This window comes from Robiginitalea sediminis, assembly GCF_002198115.1.
GTDB classification, from domain to species: Bacteria; Bacteroidota; Bacteroidia; order Flavobacteriales; family Flavobacteriaceae; genus Robiginitalea; species Robiginitalea sediminis.
This window is the reverse complement of sequence record NZ_NGNR01000001.1, coordinates 192,729-216,790: the sequence shown is the minus strand read 5'-3', so window position 1 is coordinate 216,790 and position 24,062 is coordinate 192,729. Positions and strand designations below refer to the sequence as shown.

General features: G+C 57.1%; 11 protein-coding genes. 2 read left to right on the top strand and 9 right to left on the bottom strand.

All coding sequences use genetic code 11. The annotated features are described in order from the left end of the window. Window positions 1–18: 18 nt before the first annotated feature. On the top strand, window positions 19–2,388 hold the full coding sequence (locus tag CA832_RS00935; RefSeq protein WP_088340713.1) for a GAF domain-containing protein: 2,370 nt from the start codon (window positions 19–21) through the stop codon (window positions 2,386–2,388). Here the strand turns inward: CA832_RS00935 and CA832_RS00930 are convergent, their stop codons facing one another. Further along, on the bottom strand, window positions 2,389–3,591 hold the full coding sequence (locus CA832_RS00930; protein ID WP_088339684.1) for a Pycsar system effector family protein: 1,203 nt from the start codon (window positions 3,589–3,591) through the stop codon (window positions 2,389–2,391). Window positions 3,592–3,684: 93 nt separating this feature from the next. On the opposite strand from CA832_RS00930, the gene CA832_RS00925 reads away from it, so the two are divergent. Continuing rightward, window positions 3,685–7,350, top strand: coding sequence for a metallophosphoesterase (locus tag CA832_RS00925; RefSeq protein WP_233131685.1), 3,666 nt, complete (start codon window positions 3,685–3,687; stop codon window positions 7,348–7,350). Here the strand turns inward: CA832_RS00925 and CA832_RS00920 are convergent. The 8 genes from CA832_RS00920 to CA832_RS00885 form a co-directional block, all read right to left on the bottom strand. Then, a complete protein-coding gene (locus tag CA832_RS00920; protein ID WP_088339683.1) occupies window positions 7,298–8,215 on the bottom strand; it encodes an esterase-like activity of phytase family protein in 918 nt (305 codons plus the stop codon). The two genes, CA832_RS00925 and CA832_RS00920, sit on opposite strands and share 53 nt — an antisense overlap. A 60-nt stretch (window positions 8,216–8,275) precedes the next feature. Then, window positions 8,276–9,928: a sodium/sugar symporter gene (locus tag CA832_RS00915; protein WP_088339682.1), complete on the bottom strand. Its 1,653-nt coding sequence runs from the start codon at window positions 9,926–9,928 to the stop codon at window positions 8,276–8,278. Between the two features lie 141 nt (window positions 9,929–10,069). After that, the gene (locus CA832_RS00910) at window positions 10,070–10,972 is read right to left on the bottom strand and encodes a GyrI-like domain-containing protein (RefSeq protein ID WP_088339681.1); all 903 of its coding nucleotides are present in this window, start codon (window positions 10,970–10,972) and stop codon (window positions 10,070–10,072) included. A gap of 47 nt (window positions 10,973–11,019) precedes the next feature. Beyond that, window positions 11,020–12,378, bottom strand: coding sequence for a vanadium-dependent haloperoxidase (locus tag CA832_RS00905; protein WP_088339680.1), 1,359 nt, complete (start codon window positions 12,376–12,378; stop codon window positions 11,020–11,022). An 8-nt stretch (window positions 12,379–12,386) separates the two neighbouring features. Beyond that, complete coding sequence (locus CA832_RS00900) at window positions 12,387–15,632, bottom strand: VCBS repeat-containing protein (RefSeq protein ID WP_088339679.1); 3,246 nt, start codon at window positions 15,630–15,632, stop codon at window positions 12,387–12,389. Beyond that, a complete protein-coding gene (locus CA832_RS00895; RefSeq protein WP_394335730.1) occupies window positions 15,625–18,981 on the bottom strand; it encodes a VCBS repeat-containing protein in 3,357 nt (1,118 codons plus the stop codon). The genes CA832_RS00900 and CA832_RS00895 overlap by 8 nt, the downstream gene beginning before the upstream one ends. Further along, a complete protein-coding gene (locus tag CA832_RS00890) occupies window positions 18,978–22,262 on the bottom strand; it encodes a VCBS repeat-containing protein (protein WP_088339677.1) in 3,285 nt (1,094 codons plus the stop codon). Before CA832_RS00890 ends, CA832_RS00895 begins: the two co-directional genes overlap by 4 nt. A gap of 174 nt (window positions 22,263–22,436) precedes the next feature. Next, window positions 22,437–24,059, bottom strand: coding sequence for a RagB/SusD family nutrient uptake outer membrane protein (locus tag CA832_RS00885; RefSeq protein WP_088339676.1), 1,623 nt, complete (start codon window positions 24,057–24,059; stop codon window positions 22,437–22,439). Between the last annotated feature and the right edge of the window lie 3 nt (window positions 24,060–24,062).

The following is a 24,062-nucleotide window of genomic DNA, read 5'->3' as shown; positions in this document are numbered from 1 at the left end:
AGAAGGAACGCAATGCATATGGAGAAAGAATTACCCCTACAGTACCTGATCAGCTTCGACAAGTACCTCCGCGCCTACGACAGGATGGCGGTAGAGGGGAGTGCTTTCGAACAGGAAAAGGCGCGCCGCATCCTGGAAGCCCAGGCCCCGTTCCCGGAACTTCGGGAAGGTTTTTCCGAGGTGGACAAGTTAGACACCCACAAGGAAGTGCTTCAGTTTATCCTGCAGGATGCCTTCTCCGCCGTCCTCAGTGAAAATGAGATCAAGGCCCTGACCTTTCCGTATAAAAACATCCTTTTTAGCCCGTCTGCCCGCCTGAAGGCGATCCTGGACAATGCGGGGGAGGGTTTTGTCCCGGACCTCAGGAACCGGGAAGAAGGCTTCGACTACATCATGGCCTGCACGGTTATCCTGAATTTCTATTACGGGTACCAGTTCGATTTCAGCCGGCCTTACTTTTTTGAAATCCCGGACAGCGAAGGTGTGGTGCGCCATTACCGCATCATGTACAACGCGGATTTCCTGGAACTGATCCCAACGGGCACTGCAGTGGATATTACCCCGGAGGACGTGGATGAGCTGCTGGAGCGGCCGGAGGATATCGAATTCTGGAAGACCAAGATCCCCCCCCGCAGTTTTATCGTCAAGGGCTTTGCCATTGCCAATATGTTCGATGTGACCAACGACCAGTCTATCTCCACCATCAAGTCCAAGCTGATTTCGAGCGACAAGAGGGGAAGCGACCGCTTCATGAAGGACTTACAGGACACCTTCCGGTCTTTTTTCCGGCAGAAGGATATACAGGTCGGGTTTATCACCTACAACGCCAAGCGGGACCGCCTGGAGCGGGTGCACGGCAAGGGGATAGAAAGCTTTATTCTCAAAGGGTTGGATGCAGAGGACTGTTCCCAGGCCTTTTGCGACGGCTCTTACGAAAAACTCATCCAGGACCAGGGGTACTTCGTGGTCCCGGATATGGACAAGTACAAAGCGGTATCCGAATCGCACCCCTTTTATGCAGGCCTCTATGAGCAGGGAATCCGGAGCGCAATCTTTGCCCCCATTGCCGAAGGGGGCGAAATGCTGGGGGTTCTCGAGGTGGTATCCGGGGTGCCCAACGCCCTGAACGGGGTAAATGCGACCAAGCTGGACGATGTGATGCCTTATATCGTTTCTGCCGTTCAACGGTCCAAGATCGAGGAGGAAAACCTGATCGACGCCATTATCCAGCACGAATGTACCACCGTCCACGACTCCGTTTTGTGGCGGTTCCAGGAAGAGGCCCGTCGGTTTATCATCGACCAGCTGGAAGGCCGGGAGCCCGGGTTCCGCGAGATCAGCTTCGACCAGGTTTACCCCCTTTACGGGCAAACCGATATCAAGGAATCCTCCACGGCGCGCAACGAGGCCATCCAGCGCGACCTGATGATACAGCTCTCCGGGATCCGTAACGTCCTGAGCGAGGCGCTGGACCTGGAGAACCTCCCGGTATTCGAGGAGCTCATCTTCCGGGTAGACCGCTATGTACGCGAGGTGGGGGAAGTGCTCCATACCAATACCGAGCAACTGGTATTTAACTTTATCCAGGAGGAGATCAACCCTGTCTTCCAGCACCTGAAAGGGCGGGGTGGCGTACTGCAAACCGCTGTTGAGGCCTATGAGGCCGGGATAGACCCGACCACCCAGGCCTACTACGACCACCGCCGCAACTACGACGAGAGCATCATGCGGATCAACAAGACCATGACCTCCCTGCTGGACCACCGACAACAGGATGCCCAGCAGATGTTCCCGCACTATTTTGAGCGTTACAAGACCGACGGGGTGGAACACAATATGTATATCGGGAGCTCCATCGCCTCCGAACGGGAGTTCGACCCCCTCTACCTGAACAACCTGCGCCTTTGGCAACTGCAGGTGGTCTGCGAGATGGAGAATGCCCATTACAACCTCAAACGGGACCTGGCCGTGCCCCTCGATGTGGCCTCCCTCATCCTGGTTCACAATACCCAGCTCTCCATCCGCTTCCGCATGGATGAGAAACGGTTCGACGTGGACGGGACCTACAATGCCCGCTACGAGGTCATCAAAAAACGCATCGACAAGTCCTACATCAAAGGCACTTCGGAGCGGCTTACCCAGCCCGGGAAACTCGCCATAGTCTATGCACAGAAATCGGATGAGCTCGAGTACCTGCGCTATATTGCCTTTTTGCGCACTAAAGGGTATTTTACCAGCAACGTAGAGATTGTGGAACTAGAGGGCCTGCAGGGCGTGACCGGGCTTAAGGCCATACGGGCCGAAATCCTCTACAGCAAGGAAGGGGAAGAGGAGCCGGAAAAGGAATTCTACAACTACAACGACCTGATGAAAACCCTGGAGGATTAATCAGGGGGTAAGTTCCAGGATGCGGTCTGGCCCGAAGTACTTAAGGGCCACGAAAAAGGAAATCACCGATAGGATCATCCCGATCATAAACAAGGTGTAGGTCCAGCGCAGCAATTTGTATTTGCGGTTCAGGACCAGGCCCAGGAAATACAGGTCCTTGGTAAGGGTGCTGTAGACGTACTCCTTATCCCGGATGAGCTCGCGCATGGCCCATTCGTATTGCTTCAGGTCCATTTTGTGGAAATTGCCGAAAAAGAGCAGGTTTACCTTGCGCTGCCGGACGTCCTCCTCGGTGAATTCCCCGCTGGTGATGTTGGGCCGCGTAGCGAGGATGGACAGGATCATAGACCCGATACTGAAGATGATAAAGATGATGGTTGGGACAATGAGGTAATCGTTGGAGGGGTTATCCAGCTTGGGGATGAGGTTCGCGATGACCAGGGAAATAATAATGGCGTTTACCGAGAGCAGGATATTGGCTTTTGTATCTGCTATGTCGCTTAATTTGAGATGGTTGCGCATGGAAACCCGATACATGGTCTGGATGCCCCTCTCCGGGCTTTCGGACTTGAGCTGGGCTTTCAGGGCTTCCTTTTTGGCCATTTTTTTTCGTTTTTTTCCTTCCCTGACCAGCCGGGCTACATTTTCGTCCTTACCGTCCTGCCACTGGTTTTTGGCGTAGTCGGTATAAAAGCGGTGTTCGCTGCGGAACATAGTCAGGTTAGCCTCGCGCCACTGTTCCGCCGTATAGGTCGCTATACCCAGCTGCTCGAGTTCCTCCCGGAGGAGTTCTGCGGTCTCCGGGTAGCTCTCCTTGCCCAGATGGGAGGCGTCGGCATCCCGGATGATTTCTTCGGACAGGTCCCTGGGGTTATGGTAGCGGCGGGTGGCTAAAATCAGGGTGCACACGCGCTCGATAAATGCCTCCCCGCAATCCTGGCTGGAGAGGAATTCCCGGGCGAGGGTGCAACTCGCCTCTTCGTGGTTTTCGCTCCCCTGGGTGTAGCCGGTGTCGTGAAGCCATGCTGCCGCCAGGAGGGCCTCCCGCTCCCCGGGCCCCGGGTCGTGTTGGGTAAGGATATCTTTCGTACCTTGAACAACCCGTTGCGTATGCCTCAGGTTGTGGTACAGGTAACGGGGGTCCAGTTTTTCGGAAAGCAGGTCGGTGGCGTAGGTTTCAACGGCTTGCAGGAGTTGACTCATTGGCGCATCAGATTGGTAACACAAAGTACGAAAAAAACACTGCTTCCTTACAGGCCCCGTTTCTCAAGACTCTTCTGGGTTGCAGGCGTCCTGTTGCTGCTGGCTTCTTGTGCGACATACGCCCCCAAATACGCCGGGGGCGAACCCCTGGTGGTGCGCTCCAGCCATGGGCCCGTATCCCATACCTTTTACCTGATCGGGGATGCAGGCCTGTCTCCTATGGATGGCATGAACCCGGTGTTGCAGCGCTTCCGGGACCGGTTGACCACAGCAGCTCCCAACAGTACAGCCCTGTTCCTGGGCGATAATATCTACCCCAAGGGCCTCCCGGAGGAAGGGGCGCCCGGTTATGCTCTGGCTGAAAGCCACCTGAAAGCGCAGCTCCTGACCCTTGAGGGCTTCCCGGGCCGGCCGCTTTTTATCCCGGGAAACCACGATTGGTATAGCGAGGGGCTTAAGGGGCTGAAGCGACAGGAAAAGTACGTGGAGGATTTCCTGGACCGGAAGAACGTATTCCAGCCTGAGAATGGGTGTCCCCTGCGGGTTGAGACCCTTTCCGAAGACCTGGTACTTATCGTGGTAGACACGGAGTGGTATCTGGCAGACTGGGACAGACACCCTGGCATCAACGACGATTGCGACATCAAAAGCCGGGAGGTGTTCTGGAACGAGGTGGGCAGTGAAATCAAGAAGCACGCCGAAAAGACCATCCTGTTGGCGGCCCACCACCCCATGTTCACCTATGGGGAGCACGGGGGGCAATTTACCTTAAAACAACAGGTTTTTCCGGCCTCGGACAAGCTGCCGCTTCCCGTTTTGGGCTCCCTGGGTAATCTCATCCGGAAAACCGCCGGGGTCTCCCGGGAAGACCTCTTCAACAAGCGCTACCGGGAAATGCGGGAGCGCCTCATAACCCTGGCCCGCCACGGGGAACGCGTGATCATTGCTTCCGGGCACGAGCACACCCTGCAGTATATCGTGGAGCAGGAAATCCCCCAGATTGTGAGCGGGGCCGGGGCCAAAAAAGGCGCCACCCGCCTGCTCGGGGGCAGCCGGTTCTCTTCGGGCCAGCGGGGATACGTGGTGTTGGAGCTGTTCGGGGACGGGGCTTCCTTGGTTCGCTACTATGGGGTAACCGATAATGGGGAAGAAACCCTGTTGTATGAAACAGAGGTGTATGCGCCCTATGAACCGGCAAACGCAAACCCCCGGCATACAGCGTACCCGAAAGATACTCTCGCCTCAGTCTATACCCGGGAAGAGGTGGACAAGGGCGGGTTATACCGTCGGTTATGGGGGGAACGGTACCGGGCGTATTACGCCACCCCGGTGAAAGCTCCCCTGGTGGGCCTGGATACGTTATACGGCGGGTTGGTCCCGGTCCGCAAAGGGGGTGGCCAGCAATCCAAATCGCTGCGGCTCCGCCATGGCAGCGGCAAGGAATATGTGATGAGGGCCCTGCGCAAGCAGGCCGAACAGAACCTCCAGGCCGCGGTGTTCCTGGACCAGTATATCAAGGGGCAGCTCGGGAGTACGGCACCTGTGGCCTTTTTGGAGGACCTGTATACCGGGGCACATCCCTATGCTCCTTTTGCCCTGGATGTCTTGATGGATTCCCTGGAAATCTACCACACCAACCCCAGGTTGTTTTACGTCCCGAAGCAACCCGCCCTTGAGCGGTTCAATGCAGATTTCGGGGACGAATTGTATATGATTGAGGAGCACCCCTCCGAAGGCCATGAAAGATTGGCGAGTTTCGGTTTTGCCAGGGATATAGAAAGTACAGCCGACATGCTGGAGCGGTTGCGACGGGACGAAAAGTACAGCGTGGATACGGAAGCCTACCTGCGCGCCCGCCTCTTCGATATGCTTATCGGGGATTGGGACCGACACCAGGACCAGTGGCGATGGGCAGAATTCGAAGAAGGGGACAGCGTGGTCTACCGACCCATCCCACGGGACCGGGATCAGGTCTTTTCCATAATGGGCGACGGCTGGCTGGGAGCCTTTCTGACACGGGCCATCCCGGCCGTTAAAAAAATGGAAGGGTTTGGGCCGGAAGTCCGCAACGTACGCACCTTCAACACCAACCCCTTTCCCCTGGACATGGCCCTGCTCGGCAGCAGCACCCGTGAGCAATGGCAGCGACAGGCCGCCCTGATCTGCAGCCGGGTTTCCCCGGAGCTGGTGGCGCGTTCTTTTGAGGGGCTGCCGGCGGAAGTTCGCGAAAGCACAACGGCTGCTGTAACCGGTATTCTCATGACCCGCCTGGACCGCCTGGAAGAAACGGCCCTGCGCTATTACAATACGCTCCAGCAATACATCGTGGTGCAGGGGACCGACAAGGACGATTGGTTTGTCCTGGAAGGAGCAGCAAGTGGCGGCGTGCGCCTGACGGCTTACCGGAATATCGGAGGGGAGAAACAAAAACCCTTTTTCAGCAAGGTTTTTGACCCGGAGCAAACCCGCGAGGTCTGGGTATATGGGTTGGATGACGCTGACCGCTTCGAAGTGGACCTTCCCCGGGGTAACCGGATCCGGTTCCGGCTCATCGGCGGGCTGGGCAGGGACCGCTACGAAGTTGCCGCCGGCAAGCGGGTCTTTTTGTACGACTATAAGAGCAAACGCTCGGAAGTAACCGGAATGGGAGGTGCCCGCAGGCGCTTTACCGATTCGTACGATGTGAATACCTACCAGCCCCTGAAATTAGGAAATTTCCAAAGCCAGCTCCTGCCGGCATTCGGGTTTAACCCGGACGACGGGTTTCGAACCGGGCTGTCCTGGACGCATTCCCGGTACGGGTTCCGGCGGAACCCCTTTACCACCCGTCACCAGTTTAGCGGCGCCTATTATTTTGCCACCAGTGGTTTTGACCTGAACTACACGGGCGAATTCGCAAATGCTCTGGGGAACTGGAACTTCCAGGTGGCCGGGCGGTATACCAGCCCGAACTTCAGCATGAACTTCTTTGGGATCGGGAATGAGACAGCAAACCCGGACGACGACCTGGGCCTGGACTACAACCGGGTACGGATGCGGATTCTGGAAGTGAAGCCTGCCCTGGTATGGAGGGGTCCTATGGGGGGCAGCTTCCGGGCGGGTGCGGGGTACGAGTATATCACCGTAGAGGAAACATCAGATCGCTTTGTCAATGTGTTTTTTCAGGCCAATGGGGAGGAGCGCACCCAGGAGTTTGCAGGGGTTTTCGGGGAATACCGTTTTGAGAACCGGGATAGCGAAGCCTTTCCCACCCTGGGGATGTCTGCCTCCCTGGAAGCAGGGTTTAAAAAGCAACTGTCCGGCGGGGCCCAGGACCATTTCGGGTATCTCGTGCCCGAGCTCGCCCTGGACCACCCCCTTATCCCCTCCGGCGCCCTGGTATTGGCGACCCGCTGGAAGGCCCACTTCAATATGGGCAATGGGTACGCGTTCTACCAGGCGGCATCCATCGGTGCCAGCGATGGCCCGCGAAGCTTCCGGAATGAACGTTTTTCCGGGAAAACGGCATACTATCAACTCACGGATCTGCGCTACCAGTTCAGGCAGTGGAAAACCGGTTTTCTTCCGATGTCACTTGGGGTTTTCGGGGGGTTCGACTACGGCAGGGTATGGTCTCCCGGCCTCCCATCCTCCCTGTGGCATACCTCATTCGGGGGTGGGTTTTTCCTGAACGGCCTGGACCTGGCTACCGCCCGTTTTTCCCTCTTTACGGGCTCTGAGGGCCTTCGGTTTTCTTTTGGGGTAGGGTTTGACTTTTAAGGAAAGGCAGGGGGTAGCGGTACACAAAACCGCCCCGCCCGAGGCTCTTCTCATCCGACAGGTATAGCAGGGTGTCATTTACAAAACAGACGCCCTCCAATTGGGTGTTGGTCTGCAAGGCGATCCTCCTGGGGGTGCTCTTAAATCCCTCCTCCCCAAAATGGTCCAGGACCCAGAGGTACCCATAACCCAGCAGCACCAGGCGGGAACCATCCGATGACAGGGCCGCGTCGGTCACCTGGCAACTGCGCCTGTCCATGCATAGGTTCAGTTCGGTAACCCGCTCGGCTTCGTAGTCCCCCGGCGTTTCCGGGACACGGTATACCGCAGCGGTCCCATCGAAGGGCTCAGATCGGTTTTTGGTGATGATATAGAGGTAGCCCTCGAGGTAAAAAAAGGCCTCCGCATCGAATCTGCGTTGGGAGTCGGGAGGGGGAAAGGCCTGCTGGTCCGGATACCTGAAGCGGATAACCTCGGCTTCTATTTTATCTCCTTTCTCCGTACGGGGGTCGGGCAGGCGGTAAATACGCAAATTGTCCCGCTCATTGATATTGTTGCCAAAATCCCCGATAAACATGCGGCCATCCGGACTTGCGGTCAGGGCCTCCCAGTCTTTGTTCCTGGCATTGCCCACTTCGAGTTCCCTCACAATCCGCCCCAGGGTGTCCACTTCCCGGATATTGTCCGGGTTGCTACCGTCCTCTATGACCCATACCGTTTCACTGGAGTAAGCAACCATGCCGGAGACTTCATTGAGCCTTCCCGGCAATTGCGCGACGCGCTCCAACTGGCCGTATTGGCTGCAACTGGTACAGGCGCAGAGCAACAGGAATAGCAGGGATTTTTTTATGCGGGTCACCTTCATATCAGTACGAAGATAACCAACAGCCCGGGATCTCCGGCCGGTTAGGGGCAACTTCCCGCCTTAGTTCCAGAACAGGGCGTAGATTACCGCTATGATAATGAGAGCGGCAAACGCCCCGATGTTGAACTTCGGGCTTGTTTTGAAGGTAGACCGGCTCAGGGGGATTCCCTTGGGGTCGTTCTCCCCTTTGTTCTGGGAAAGGCTTACCAGGGCCATAACCCCCATGGTAAGCAGCAGGGTATAGCCCATCTGGTCCAGGAAGGGGATGTCGACAAAGAAGGGGCTGTCCGACCAGCCGTTTTGCCCTACCTTGAAATACAGGGCAATCGGGATGGAGGCCAGTGCGCCCGCAATGGCTGCGCGGTTGGTGGTTTTCTTCCAGAACAGACCCAGGAGGAATACGGCCAGGATACCGGGGCTCACCAGCCCGGTGTATTCCTGGATAAACTGGAAGGCCTGGTCAATACCCCCTAGCAGGGGTGCCATAATACAGGCAATAACCAGGGCACCTGCGGCGGATAGCCGCCCTACGTTCACGGTCTTTTTGTCCGAGGCGTTTTTATTGATGTACTGCCGGTAAATGTCCATGGTAAAGATGGTGGACGTGGAGTTCAGCATGGAGGCCAGGGAGGAAACAATAGCCGCTGCCAGGGCCGCGAAGGCCACGCCCTTAAGCCCGGCAGGCAGGAATTGGAGCAGCCACGGATAGGCCTTGTCTGCCTGGGACAGCGTAGGCACGTTGTTCATGGCCATCTGCCCGAGCCGGTCCATGGTGGCGGGGTCGTTTACCATCACATAGGCTGCGATTCCGGGAACCACCACAATGACAGGGATAATAATTTTGAGGAAGGCTGCAAAGATGATCCCTTTCTGGGATTCCCGCAGCGATTTGGCGGCCAGGGTTCGCTGGATAATATACTGGTTAAAGCCCCAGTAGTAGAGGTTGGCTACCCAGAGCCCACCGATGAGCACGCCCAAACCGGGGAGGTTGTTGTACTCCGGGTTGGATTTGTCCAGGATCATTACGAATTTCTCCGGGACGGCATCGTACACGGTCTGGAGCCCTGCAAATATCCCGGCACCGTCCGAGACGGCATTCAACGCCAGGTAAGTGGTGATTAGACCTCCTAATACCAGGAAGATCACCTGGATGACATCGGTCCAGGCAACGGCCGAAAGCCCCCCGTACAGGGAGTAGGCAGCGGCAAAAAGGGCCAGGCCAATAACCCCGTACACCATGGGGATACCCATGATGGTCTCCAGGGCCAGGGACCCCAGGTAAAGTACGGATGCCAGGTTCACAAAGATGTAGAGGGCTATCCAGAACACCGCCAGGATGGTCTTCAGGTTGGTGGAATACCGTTTTTCTATGAATTCCGGGATGGTATACAGGCCCTTTTCTATAAAAATGGGCAGGAAGTATTTCCCCACAATAATGAGGGTCACGGCGGCCATCCACTCGTAGGAGGCGATAGCAAGGCCTACGGCAAAACCGGAACCGGACATCCCGATAAACTGCTCGGCCGAGATGTTCGCTGCAATAAGGGAGGCGCCAATGGCCCACCAGGGTAAGGATTTACTGGCCAGGAAGTAGTCTTCGGCATTTTTCTGGTGCCCTTTTTTATCCCTAGAAACATAGAGGCCAACCCCGAGGATGAGGACGGCGTAAGCGGTAAAGACGAAATAATCCCAAAATTCGAAAGAAGAGGTCATAGTGGGTCCTGATTAGTTGGTTGTTTAGGTGTCGGCGGTAGCTAAAATAACAGATTCGGGCTAATTGGGTCCTTTTTTTTGCCAAATGTTCGGTCAGGAACCCGTTTTGTTGCCTGAATTGGGGCGTAAAGTCCCTTTTGGTTATTTATTTTCTTCCAGGATGGGCAGGTAAATTTCCGCCTTCCAGTTGAGCATATCCCCCCCGGTATTCGGGTTGTTGTAGAAAACCTCCACGGGAGTGGGGTCCACCGGGATGCCATTCTGCTCCGCGTAGTCCAGCAAGGCGTACCAGGCCCGGTCCGAGGTGATGTAATTCCCGTAATACTCGGCCTTAAGGGCGCGCTCCGGGAAGATCCTTTTATAGGAGACCTCAGGGTGCTGCGGAAGGTGGTCCGAGCGGATAATGGGGAAGCAGAAATTATAATTGAGGCTGTCCTTCTCCTGTTCCCACCGGTTTACCACAATCATGGGAGGGCCGTTGAGGGTAACCTGGTTTTGGTACAACAGGTTGCTCAGCAGCATGTAGTTGTCCATCATCCCTGCAGCCTTCTTGTGCTGGGAGGTGGTCAGGTTTACATAGGCGTAGAAAGTGCTGGGCGTTTCGGCCTCCCCTACAATCCGGACCCGGAACTGCTCGATGTGGGTTTTCAGGCTTTCAGCGAATTCCTTTACGTAGCGTTTTGACGCCATCTCCACGGCCGACCCCCCAAAGGGAACCTTTAGTTTGTTCATCAGGCTGTGGTCCATGTCCCGTACCTTGACGGTGACTCTCGAGGTGGAATCGGTCAGGGGCTCGATTTCCCAGCGGTACCGGTGGACGGAATCCCCGGCCTGTACCAGCTGTTCCAGGTGGTACAGGTCTTCCTGGGTTACCGGGGAGTCCGCCACCCCGACTTCCTCGTGCCAGATTTTGATGGTTTGGTTAATGGGGCCCGGGAAGGTCCGGGCCTCGAAGCGTACAATGTAATCGTTCGGATAGACAAACAAATAGCCGGCAAGGGCCAGAAGGAGTATCCCGCCCAGTACCTTAACAGGTTTCTTCATCCGTCAGCAATGCATTTAGTGGGTTCAACAATTGGGTTCTAAAGTAGTTATTCGGATTGTGGTTCGGCCATGGCCGTTTCCTGGGTCATCTGCAGATGGTCTACGAGGAAGGCGCCCAGGCTGCGCCCCTGGCTGACACCTATTTCAACTGCTGCGCGGTAGTGGATGCCCCCGTACATCCGGCTGATGGCCGCCTCGTCTGCGGCTTCCCGGAAGGAGTTAAAGGAACGAACGGGCAGGCCATAAGGCAGTTCGGTATCGTCGTCGAAGGCGAAGTTGTCCCCGAAAATGCTGGTTAGGGCAACAGCCGCAGCCCCGGAGACCACACTGTGGCCGCTGGTGTATTCCGGGAAAGGCGGGGTTTGCAGGACCGGCTTCCAATTCTCGTCAATGTACTGGTTGATCAGGGTTTCCGGCCGGATCAGGTTGCTGCGGTACTTCTCATCCCAACAACTTATAAACCCGTCCGCTATGGCCAGGGAGGTTTTGGTGTAGGCATAAACCGTCTTGTCGAAATCGGCTCCGGATTTCCGGCTGGCAATCTTGGCAATCCCGATCCAGTGGGCCCCGGGGCTGATTTTTTTGGTGGCGAACATCAGGTGCCCCCGGGTGACCGATACATACGGGTTACAGTCCCAGAACTGGGCGATGGCCACTTCCTCGGAGGCATCCCCTTTTTCGGTGATTTCCAGGCTCACATCGTAAACTTCCTTAACCTCATTATAGAAATCCGAACCTTCTTCCATGGAGAAGGGAGGCGGGGGGGTGGGTTTGAACTGGGCGGCGGAATCGATCACAAAAGGCCGGATCTTGCTCCAGTGCGGCTCTATGCCTTCCATATAGGCCGGCGGGGTCGGTTGCCACCGGGAGGGTTCCTCCGTATCCACGGTAAATTTGGACATGGTGCGGGTCTGCTTGTAATTGTCCTTGTCCATCCATCCGGCGATAAATCCGGCAACCTCCAGGCCGTAATCGCGGGAAGCCTCGAACTCTTTCCGGTTGGTTTCGGACCAGGCCGTGTAGAGGCTGTCGCGGAAACGCGTCATCATCTCTTCGGAGAAGATCAGCTGGCGGCTCAGGTCCATATGTGCCACCAGGGCAGCCAGGCGATAATTAACAGGGACCCCGGCTTTGGGCTCCGGGATGGCGCCCAACTCTGATACCTGCCCCTGCAGGGACCGGTACCCCGGGTTGTGGAGGGCCATGATTTCATAAGCCGCTATGTTGGGGTATACGTATACCCGGCTGGCCACCGGCGGGCTGAAAATGTCGTGCACCATGATGTCCGTGACCTGGTCTACGGAGGCGTGGTACTCTTCCGGCGTAATGACGATAGGCTGGTCCGGCGTACCACAGGAGGCAAGGGCCAGGACGGAAAGCAGCAGGATTCCGAATTTTAGTTTCATCAGTTCTTTTATTTTGAGGTTAAGGCATATACTTCTACCGGGGCATTGTTGAACACTGCCAGCAGGTAGGGTTTGTTTTTAAAGGTAATTATCTTCAGGTGGCGTACCGATTTATGGAGCAATTCCAGGCCCAATTCGTTAGCTGGCAGCACATGGCCATCCGGTTTTATGAGAGCCCCCGGAAAGCCGTCCAGCCGCCCCTGGTAGGGTTTCAGCCCGAAATAGTTCCCGGCTGCCAGAAGCTCTTCCGTCCCATCCCCGTCAAAATCGTAAGGGAGGAGCTCCAGGATGGGGGCTACCTGCAAGGCTTCAGAGAACGGAACAAAATCAAAGATGCCGCCGTTGTTTCGGAGGTAGCCGGAGCGGAGCTCCCGCACCTCTGAGACCCTGCTGGCCTCCAGGGCTTCCTTCCCGAAAATTTCCTCCATAGTGCGTCCGGCAAAATCCCGGTACTTCGGGAATTTCCGCCTTAAAAACACCATCTGGGACCCCAGTTCGTCCAGGCCCACAAGGGGGTAATACCCATCGCCTTTGGCGGTGGCGATAACCGGGTCCGGGCTGGCATCCTTGTCGAAATCTGAGAGGTATAGCCGCAAGGGGCGTTCCTCCGAGGCCCTGAATTTGGAGTTGGCACCCCAGTTGCCCAGGGCGATGTCGGTGTCTCCGTCCCCGTCCATATCCATGGCCGCTACCGATTGCCACAGGCCGGTTTGGGCTGGGTTGGAAGTCCCTTCAAAGCGGCCGTCCCGGTTGGTAAAAAACACCGGGGCCATCCATTCCCCCACAACAATGAGGTCCCCGTCCCCGTCGGCATCGAAATCGGTCCACAACGCATCGGTTACCATGCCCAGGCCTTTACCGTCCAGCGCCCCGGACAGGATAAAGGTGCCGTTTTGGTTTTCCAACAGGTAGGAATCCGGGGCAGACCCGAATTGTCCTGTAAGGGAGAGGTTGCCCACAAAAAGGTCCAGGTCCCCGTCCCCATCAAAATCGTAAGGGGCCAGGACCGCGGTATTGCTGTAGGACTCCGGAAGGCCTTCTTCCATCCACTGCCCGCCGGTGTATTTGAAATACTGGTTCAGCAGGGGTTTGGAAGTGCCAAAGAAGTCGGACCCCCCGTTTCCTATTAGGAGGTCGTCCTGCCCGTCCCGGTCGAAATCGGCTAGCAGGGCTGCTGTATTTTCCGGGAGGCTGTCTGCCGTAATCTCTGGTAAAGGGTAGGGTATAAAGGTAGTGTCCTGTTGAATAAAGCCCTGGGAAGGGATGCGCTTGGAGCCGCCAAAAAAGACATCCTGCTTCCCGTCTCCATCCAGGTCCCCTACGGCAAAGGCAGGCCCGCGGTCTGCAAAGCTGTAGGGGAGGAGTTTTTCCCGGTTAAAATCCGTGTACCGGTCTTCCCGGTGGGTAAACTGAAGCCCGAGGTTATCCTGTGTCCGCACAAACAGAGATTTACTGCGGGTTTTGATAGAATTGTAGTCGAAGGGTTTGGGGCCGTCCGGGGTCAGGACCAGGTCTTGGTTCAGGTCGGGAGCCACAAGGGTCTGGTAGGTATTGTCCGGCCACACCACCCGGATGGAATCGACTTGCTGGCCCGGGGAAAAGCCCAGGTGAACCATGGGTTCGGAGGACGCCTGGAACCCACGGACAGGGAAGAGCTCCCGGTACAGCATTCCGGCATTCGTATAGGCGAAGACTTTGCTGCCCACCCCAAAACGGTTTTTCGGGGAGAACTGCAGGCGGAGTTTCAGGTAGTTGCCCTTCTTTTCGCTTTTGTTCACCAGCAGGCTGGCAGGGTGGTTCAGGTTATTCACCACAAGGTCCAGGTCCCCATCGGCATCGAAATCGGCCCAGGCCGTTGCCCCGGAAAGCAGGGTGTCCGGCTGCATCCATTGGTTGCTGCGGTCCTCAAACCCAAGACCTTCCCGGCCTTCAAAGACGTAATTGTGGACATTCCCCGAGGGCATCATCTCCAGAGCTTCCTGGTCTACCAGGCGGGTATTGTCCATGGTGCTGCTGATCTGGTCATTGGAGATATACCGCACAAAATCGAGGTCGTTGGGGCGCTTGGGGATCCCGTTGGAAACAAAGAGGTCCTGGTGGCCGTCCAGGTTCCAGTCGCCAAAAAGGGCACTCCAGGACCAGTCGGTGGCGGCAACCCCGCTCATAAGGGCCGTTTCGCTAAAGCGGCCGTCCGGCTGCCCCACGTAGAGCATATTGCGGGTAAACTGGTAGTAATAGCCGAATTCCTCGGTGCGCATACGCTGGGTCTGCACATTGTCGTCCCCCTCTGAGGATTTGAGGGGCACCTCGTCTTCCGGGAGCATATCCAGGGAAATCATATCCGGGCGCCCGTCGTTGTTGATGTCGGCCACGTCGCTGCCCATGGAAAACCGGCTGGTATGCCCGAAGTAGTCCCGGAGGCTTTCCGTAAAGGTGCCATCTCCGTTGTTCAGGTAAAAGTAGTCGTCCTCGTGGAAGTCGTTGCCGATATAAAGGTCCGGGTAGCCGTCCTGGTTGAAGTCGGATACTGCCAGCCCAAGCCCGTACCCATTGATGCCGCCATAGATGCCGGCCGCTTCGCTTACGTCGGTGAACCTCCCGCCGTCGTTTCGCATGAGCCGGTCCCCGGTCTCGTAGTTGCGCTCGTACCGCAGGGACGCCTTCCCGTAGGAGTCCTGGGTATGGACGGCGTGGTTAAGCAGGTACATGTCCAGGTCCCCGTCCCCGTCGTAGTCCAGGAAGGCCGCATTGGAACTGTAGGTGTCCAGGTCCAGCCCGAATTCGGCGGCCCGCTCGGTGAAGGTCCCGTCCCCATTGTTGATAAAGAGCTCGTTGTGGCCGGTAAAGCCATTGATGCCCACCACGGCACATACGTAGATGTCCAGCAGGCCGTCGGCATTCACGTCGGCCATCACGGCACCGGTGTTCCAGGTGCTTTGCCCGGCTACTCCTGCCGTTTCGGTCACATCTTCGAACTGCATGCCACCCCGGTTCAGGTAGAGCTTGTTGCCCACCTGGTTCCCGGAAAAATAGATGTCCGGCAGCCCGTCCTGGTTCACATCGCCCACGGCCACCCCGCCCCCGTTGTAGAAGTAGAGGTAATCAAGGATATTGAGCCGGTCGGATTCCTGCAGCTGGTTGGTAAAGTCCAGGCCGGTGGCCCCGGGCCCGGGTTGGTCGAAAACCTCCCCTCCGCGGGAACAGCCCGCAAGGAGGCCCAGGACGAGTACTGGTATGAGGGCTCTTCTACTCATTGATGGCAAATAATCTCGGTTTGCTGTCGTTGGCCGCGGCCAGGAGGTAGGTACGTCCCTCCCGGTCCTTAAGCTCGCGCAGGTATTTCACTTCTTCCCGCATGACAAAGCCGCTGCGGTCGTAGGGCTGCCACTCAAAGCCAAGGGCGCCATCCCCCAACAGTACATTCCCGTAGCTGGCATCCAGGCGGGAGAACTGTGGCTTGAATTCGTAATTGTTCCCGGCCATAATCAGGTCCAGATTCCCGTCCTGGTTGATGTCCGTACAGGCGATGTCGCAGAGGCATGAGAACTGGACGCGGGGCGGTAGTACCTGGATGCGGAATTGCCCGTTGCCCTCGTTGATAGCCAGGACCGATTCGGAAATCACGGCCCGTTTCACTATGGAGCGGTTTACCAGTTCCCCGGGGAACAGTTCGTGGATGGTCCGGGCGGCGTAGACCGAGGCCTTCAGGTTTTCTTTTTTGAGGGATACCACCTGGGCGGTGAGTTCCTTTTTCTGGTGCAGGGGGTAGTCCCCTGCCTCATTGGTGAGGGTAACCACCTGTTCCAGGGTCCCATTCCCGTCGAAATCATTTACCCACATCTTCATGGGTTTGCCCGGGGTGGGCTTGTAATGCAGGTTGGACCCCTGGTTGCCCAGGATCAGGTCCTGGTCCCCGTCCCCGTCCAGGTCTGCGACTGCAAGGGCGTTCCACCAGCCGTCCAGGGTGTCCAGGCTTGTGGCCATGGGGCTGAGCCGCCGGCCATTGTTGGTGTAGATCTTCGGGGTCCCCCAGTCTGCTACGGTCAGCAGGTCTTTACGGCCGTCCCCGTCCATATCCGCCCATTGGGCATCGGTCACCATCCCGGCGTACTTCAGGGCATTCCCGGCCCGGTCTGTGACGTTCTGGAAATTTCCGGACCCGTCGTTCTCCAAGAGGAGGTGGTCCGGGTCTACACCGTAGATGCCGGCTACCGAACGCGAGCCAATAAAGACATCCACATCTCCATCCCCGTCAAAGTCGTAGGGGCTTACCGTGGCCATGTTCTTAAAGCTGGTGGGCAGTTCCTGGGCCGATTTAACGAAGTTCCCCTTTCCGTCATTCAAGTACAGCCGGGGGCGGTAGGTACGGTACCGGTCTGCCTGGTTCCCGCCGGAGGCGACCATCAGGTCCTGGTCTCCGTCCCCGTCGGCGTCGAAGAAGGCTGCTGCCGTGTCTTCGAAGGCTGCATCCGCTGTGAATGCCGCGGATGGTTTCTCGGTGAGTCTGCCCTGCCCGCGGTGGAGGTACAAGGAGCCATTTTCCCCCGAGGCGCCCCCCAGGTAAAAGTCGTCGTTTCCGTCCCCGTCCACATCGGCTACGGCCAGGGCCGGGCCTTCCTGGGAGAGCTTCCCGTAAATAAGCCCTTCGTGGTCGAAGTCGTTATAGAGGTCTTCGTTGTGGGACTTCACCCCCTGTAGGGGTACTTCGGTGAGCAGGGAAGGGGTAGTTCCTGCCCGGGGTACCTGGTATACCTCCTTGGCGCTGGCATAGTCCAACAGGACCTCCTGGTCGGCCGCAACCCCTGTCAGGACCTGGGTTTTGTCGTCCGGCCAGATCACCCGCAGGGAGTCCAGTTGGGTAGTGGCCCCCAGGCCGAAGGTAATGCGGTAGTCCACCGAAGACTGGAACCCCCTGGAGGGAACCAGTTCCTGAACCCATACCTGATCATTGGCGTAGGCCCTCACGGTGGCTCCCACCCCAAAGGGGTTCTGGTCCGTGCCGAGGAAGCGGAACCTGATGTAGTGGTGGTCGGTTTGGGTTTCGGTATTGTTGCGATACACAAAGGCGGGCATGTTTACGTTGTTGACCACCAGGTCCAGGTCGCCGTCGTTGTCCAGGTCCCCGTAGGCAGCGCCGTTGGAACGGGTGGGGAGTTCGAAGCCCCAGTCTGCATTGGCATTGCTGAAGGTCAGGTCGCCCTTGTTGCGGAAGGCGTAATTGGGCTGAGGTTTAATGGGCATTTTCTGGATGATGGAATCGATGGATTCCTTCCGGCCGGTCAGGGCCATTTTCTGGATGATTTCATTGGCGAAGAAATCCACAAAATCCAGGTCCGTAAGGTCGTGGTTGATCCCGTTGGTCACAAAGATATCCCGGTACCCGTCATTGTCCATGTCGAACATCAGCCCGGCCCAGCTCCAGTCGGTGGCATGAACCCCACTGTAGTAAGCCACTTCGGAAAACGTCCCGTTCCCGTTGTTGAGCTGCAGGGTATTCTGGATGTACTGGTGGCCGAAGTCCTTGCCCTCCTTGAGTTTGTAGACATTGTACCCTTCAAATTCCATAACGGATTTTACCCGCTGCTCGGCTTCGGGGAGCATGTCGGTTATAAACACGTCCTGGTGCCCGTCGTTATTGATATCCCCGATATCGATCCCCATGGCCGAAAGGCTCAGGTGGCCGGTCCAGTCCTTGATCTGTTCGCTGAAGGTCCCGTCCTGGTTGTTGATGTAGAGGTAGTCCCGTTCGTAGAAGTCGTTGGAGACATAAATGTCCGGGTACAGGTCCTGGTTAAAATCCGACACCAATACCCCCAGGCCAAAACCGATGAGGCTGCCGTAGATACCTGCCGACTCGCTTACGTCTGTAAAAGTACCCCCGTCGTTGCGCAGCAGCATGTCGCCCACGCCGCGGAAGATATGCGGGACGCCTTCCCAGTCCTGGGCGCGGACCTCCCGCTGCTCGGCATAGCCCAGGCTGCTTACAGGGATGTTGCTGTTGTTCAGGATATAGGCATCCAGGTCCCCGTCCTTGTCGTAATCGAAGAAGGTCGCATGCGTGGTGAACCCCGTTTCGGCCAGGTTGAATTCGTGGGCTCGCTCGGTAAAAGTATTGTCCCCGTTGTTGATATACAGGTCGTTGTCGTGGTTGTTGCCTTCCATGTTCCCGGCATTGCTCACATAGATGTCCAGCAGGCCATCGGCATTGACATCTGCCATGGTGACCCCGGTAGACCAGGGTTTATTCCCCCCGACCCCGGCAGATTCCGTAATATCCTCGAACTTGAACCCCCCCTTGTTCAGGTAGAGTTTGTTGGACACCATGTTGCCGGTAAGGAAGATATCGGTGAGGCCGTCGTTGTTGATGTCCCCCAGGGCCACACCCCCTCCGTTGTAGAAGTTGCGGTATTTGAAAATGTTGAACTCCTTCTGGTTTTCCACCTGGTTCACAAAAGAGACCCCGGTACTGTCCGGAGGCAACAGGGTGAAAAGGGGTTCCTGCCCGGCAGCTGCGCCTGCGTTATCCTGCTGCTGGTCGCCACAGGATGCCAGTGCAAAGATCCCCGTGAGGGCTATTATAAGTCGTCTTGCTTTCATTTTCATTCTTTCGTTTGGGACAGCAGCAGGGGGGTATCGTTGTTCCTGCCGATGATCCATGTCTTTTTTCCTTCAATCTCGATGGGTTCCACACACCTTCCAGCCCCGGGGATATAGGGGTCCATTCGAGGGTCCCAGCGGAAACCGCCCCGGGAATCCCCCTGCAAAAGTAACCCCTGGAAGGCATCCAGCCTACCCAGCTGGGTGCTAATGTCGTAGTGGTTGCCTACCACAAGGACGTCTGTTTGGCCGTCCCCGGTGAAATCCTCCACCCCAAAGTCGAAAATCGCCGAGGTCTGAGCAATCCGGGGCAGTTCCTCTTTTTGAAAGTTACCCTTCCCGTCATTGCGGAAGATGCAGCTGGCCAGCAGGTATACTTCGCTTTTTTCGGCTGCCTGAAGGGCTTCATCCGAAAAGACCTCGCGCAGGCTGGCCTGGGCAAAGGCCTTATAGGTCCTGAACTTCTTGTTCAGGAAGGGCATTTGTTTGGCCAGTTCATCCCGGGAGGCAAAGGGGGTTTCCACTCCTTTATGGAAATAGGTCACCACCGGTTCTACAGAGCCGTTTTCGTCGAAGTCGTTCCTATAGAGGCGTACCGGGGTTTCTTGGCTGGCCTGGAATTTACTGTTGAGCCCCCAGTTTCCGGCAAGGAGGTCGGTATCCCCATCCCCGTCCAGGTCTGCCGCGCGCAGGGCGTTCCACCACCCATGGGTAGTTTCAAGGCCGTTTCCGGCAGCTTCCTCCCAGCGGTTGCCCCTGGCCAGGAAGATGCGGACCGGGCTCCAGTGTCCCGCTACAGCCAGGTCGGTCCGGCCATCCCCGTTGAAATCTGCCCATTGGGCAGCACTTATGGCCCCGGAAGCAGTAAGACCCGGGATGCGGGCATGGGTGACATCCTTGAAGGTGCCGGTGCCGTCATTTTCCAGCAAGTAGTGCACAGGGGGCTTCCCGAAGGCCCCGGGTACCCCGTCCGAAGTGATGAGCAGGTCCGGGTCCCCGTCTCCTTCCAGGTCGGTGGTGCTGATGTGGGAGGCATTGAGTTCTATTCCGGGGAAGGCTCCCGTTGTTTTTTCCAGGCGGCCGCCCCGGTTAAGGTAGAGCCGGGGTTGCAACGGCTCTCCTTCGCGAAATTCATTCCCGCCGCTCCCGGTAACCAGGTCGGTCCAGCCATCCCCGTTTACATCGACCAGCAGCAGGGCGGTATCCTCGCTAAGGGCGTCTTCTTCAAAAATATCCGGGGTGGCTGGGAGGAAATCCCCATCTGCTGTCTGGTGGTACAGGGCAGTTGGTTGGCGTTTGGCCCCGCCTATGACCAGGTCGTCCAGCCCATCGCCGTTGAGGTCTGACACAGCCAGTGCAGGCCCCTGGGTAGACCCGGCATACACAATAAGGGGTTCGCGGTCGAAGTCCAGGACCGGGTTCTCCCGATGCAGTACCGGGAACAGGGAGTCATTTGCGCGTAACACGGGAGGGGGTCCCTGTGGGAATGCCTTACCCGGCCGGGCATCGGCCCTGCGGAGGGTAAGGAGGGTGTCGGCAGGGGTTTGGCGCAGCACCTGGGTGGCACCGTCGGGCCAGAGGACTTTCAGGGAATCGATGCGGGTCTCTGCCAAACCGAAGTGCACCTCAGGGGCAACGGCCGAAAGATAGCCCCTGGTTGGAAAATTTTCCGCGGTTTGGATGCCTTGCGGACCGTAGAGCCAGACCCGCGCGCCAATGCCGTGGGGGTTAGCATGGGGCCCTTCAAAACGGAGGCCCAGGTAATGCGCCCCGGATAGGGTGTTCTCATAGAGGGAAGCGGTCTGGTCCATGTGGTTGACCACCAGGTCCAGGTCGCCATCCCGGTCCAGGTCGGCATAGACGCAGCCGTGGCTAAAGGAGGGAGGAGCGTCCATCCAGGAACCGTTCTGGTTGGAGAACCCCAGGTCTCCCTCATTGCGAAAGATATAGTTGGGGACCTTTTTCTGCGGGATCTCCCGGGTAAGCGGCATATCGGACTGCCGCATACCTGCATCGATACGGCGCTGTATGTCTTCATTGGCAATGAAGTTCATATAGTCCATATCGTTGGTGGCGCCTTTGATCCCGTTGGTGATAAAGATGTCGCGCCAGCCGTCATTGTCGAAATCGGCTATAAGGGTCCCCCAGGACCATTCGGTGCCCGCAACCCCGCTGAGGTATCCTACCTCGGAAAAGCGGCCGCCGCCCAGGTTCAGCTGCAGGGTATTCTGCATGTATTGAGGGGCAAACCCCTGTTGCAGGTATTGGCGGTATATGGGGTAGGCGTACTCCAGCCCGGAGGTCTTGTAGGTGACCAGGTCTTCCGGTAGCATATCCAGGGAAAGGATGTCCGGGAGGGCGTCGTTGTTCAGGTCTGCAATGTCATTGCCCATGCTGAAATGGGTGGTGTGCCCCACGCCGGAGGAATCGGAGGCAATTACTTCCACAAATTGCCCGTTACCCTGGTTCAGATAGAGGTAATCGTTTTCGAAGAAGTCGTTGCCCACATAGATATCGGGATACCCGTTGCCGTCCAGGTCGCTGATGCCGAGGCCAAGGCCGTATCCCGCCTTGCCCTGGTAGATCCCCGCCTGCTGGCTGATGTCCGTAAAAAAGCCATTGTCGTTCCGCAACAGGCGGTCGCCGGACAGGGGGTCGTACCCCAGTCGTTGGCTCCCCCGCCCGTAGTTCCGGTTAGGGTGGACCGAATGGTTCATCAGGAAGGCATCCAGGTCGCCGTCCCCGTCGGCGTCAAAAAAGGCGGCCTGGGTGCTCAGGGCCGAGATATCCAACCCATGGTCTGCGGCTTTTTCGGCAAATTGGGGGATGCCATTGGCATCCACGCCCTGGTTGACATACAGGCGGTTGACCCCGGAGAGATTCCGGTAGCCGGAGGCCTGGCAGACGTAGATATCCAAAAGGCCATCCGCGTTGATATCCACATGGGTCACCCCGGTAGTCCAGCCCAGTGCCTCCACCGGCAATCCGGAGGCCTCTGTAATGTCCTTGAACTGTAACCCGCCCTGGTTCAGGTAGAGGGCATCGGCCTGCTGGTTGGCGGTAAAGTACAGGTCTATGAGCCCGTCATTGTTAAAGTCCGCTGCCGCTACGCCTGCTCCATTGTAGTAGTACAGGTAATTGAGGATGTTGAGCTCTGGGGTTTCTTCCAGGCGGTTTGCAAATGCAATCCCCGTATGCCCGGGCTTGAGTTCGCGGAATAGGGGGGTGGCATCCCGGCATGCGGAAAGGAGTAGCAGGGTCAGAAGCGTGATAATCGTTGGCCGCATAGCTAATTCAAGGGCTGCTAAATTAGCGATTATCAGGGGAAATGCCCCGTGTTTACTGGCGACAACACAGGCTTTTATCGATCCTTTTACCCTTGTTAATCTTTTATTAGTTTTTGGATTCCGCGTATAAAAAAAGGCCGCCTCAGGGCGGCCTTTTCTGTATGGCTATCGGGATTAATACCCCGGGTTCTGAACCAGGTTCGGGTTAGCCAGAAGCTGCGGCAGCGGGATGGGGAAGAGCAGACGCTTGGGGTCTGTATCCGCCTTGAATTCCCAGTTGCGCAGGTATTGGCCGAAACGAATCATATCGTTACGCCTCCAGCCTTCGGTGTAGAGCTCACGACCTCTTTCGTCCAGAAGCTCAGACTCGGTAACGGTACCCAGAGGGGCAGCACCGCGAAGTACACGCAGTTCGTTTACCATGGCAGTGGGGTCGCCACCGCTGCGCATCATGGCCTCTGCCTTCATCAGGTGAGCGTCGGCATAGCGCATAACCAGTACGTGGTTAGTGAAACCTCCTCCGAAACGGGGGCTGTATTTCATTACCCGGATACCGGTTTTCTCGTCGTTGTTAATCAGGCTGGCGTTACCATCTCCGTCAACAAACTCCCGGGAGAATACCAGGGGCTGTCCCTGACGATCTTCCAGGGCAGTCCCGTTAAGGGCATACTGCTGGCCTACGAGGAAACCAAGTCCTACGTTGGAGCCATCCTCATACCCGCCATTGTCGGAGGTATTGGCGGCACCTGAGAAGGGAACACCTTCCTGAGGAACGCCACCACGACGCTCTTCCTGCCCATCGATCTGGGCGCTTTCCAGGTCTGTGGCAAAACGGTTCTGGTTGGCATCGCCTTCAAAGAGGTCGTAGAACTCAGCAAGGGTGCTGAAGCCGTTCCACCCTCCTCCACCGAGACCGGTAGAGTTGTAGTGCAACCCGTTGAAGATACGGTTACCGGTGTTACCGGAGTTGATGAACCAGATGGTTTCGCTGTCAGCGCTGTTTTCGAAGATTTCGAAGTAGCCGCTTTGCAGGGCGTAGCCATCGGCGGCAATCTGATCTACCAGGCTGATTACTTCCTGCATATCGCCGGCTGCGGGAGACCCGCCTCCACCAGTGAGTTGGTTCTCGTAGATGTGGCGGTTCAGCAGCACTTTAGCCTTCAGCATCCGGGCAGCGGCTTTGGAAGCCCTGCTCAGGTCGCCGGTTCCGGCCTGAACGGCAGGCAGTCCGGAGATGGCTGCATCCAGGTCGGCAAGGATAAAGCTAACAGCTTCTGCTCCTGTCAGGACAGAAGGCAGTTCTGAGGAAGAGAGCTGGGTGTCGCGGAAAGGAACCTGTCCGTAGAAATCCAGGATGATGAACATAGACCAGGCGCGCAGGAAGCGGGCTTGGGCAGCTACATCGGCCGGGGCTCCGGTACGGTCATCCAGGATCTGGGATGCGAGGAGCTGGTTAGCGTTCCACTGGTCGAAGGGGGTGAGGATGTCAGTTTCCTCAAAGCCCCACTCGTGCTGGTGGAGTTTCCTCCAACGTCCGTTATCCCCCCAGTCTGCACCCCGGGTAGGGATGAGCTGTTCGTCTGTGGTAACGGTGGTAAGGGCGTAGGTGTTGGCCTGGTCGCCAAGCTGGCCTCCTACCTGGTTATAGAGCTGGTTCAGCGCAGAGGTGGGGTCTTCAAGACCCTGGAACCCTTCGCTGATGAAGGAATCCGTTTCCTCGATTTCCAGGTCTGTACAGGAACCGAGGGCGAATACCGCCAACAGAGATAAAGAAAAATACTTCAGATATCTTTTCATGAT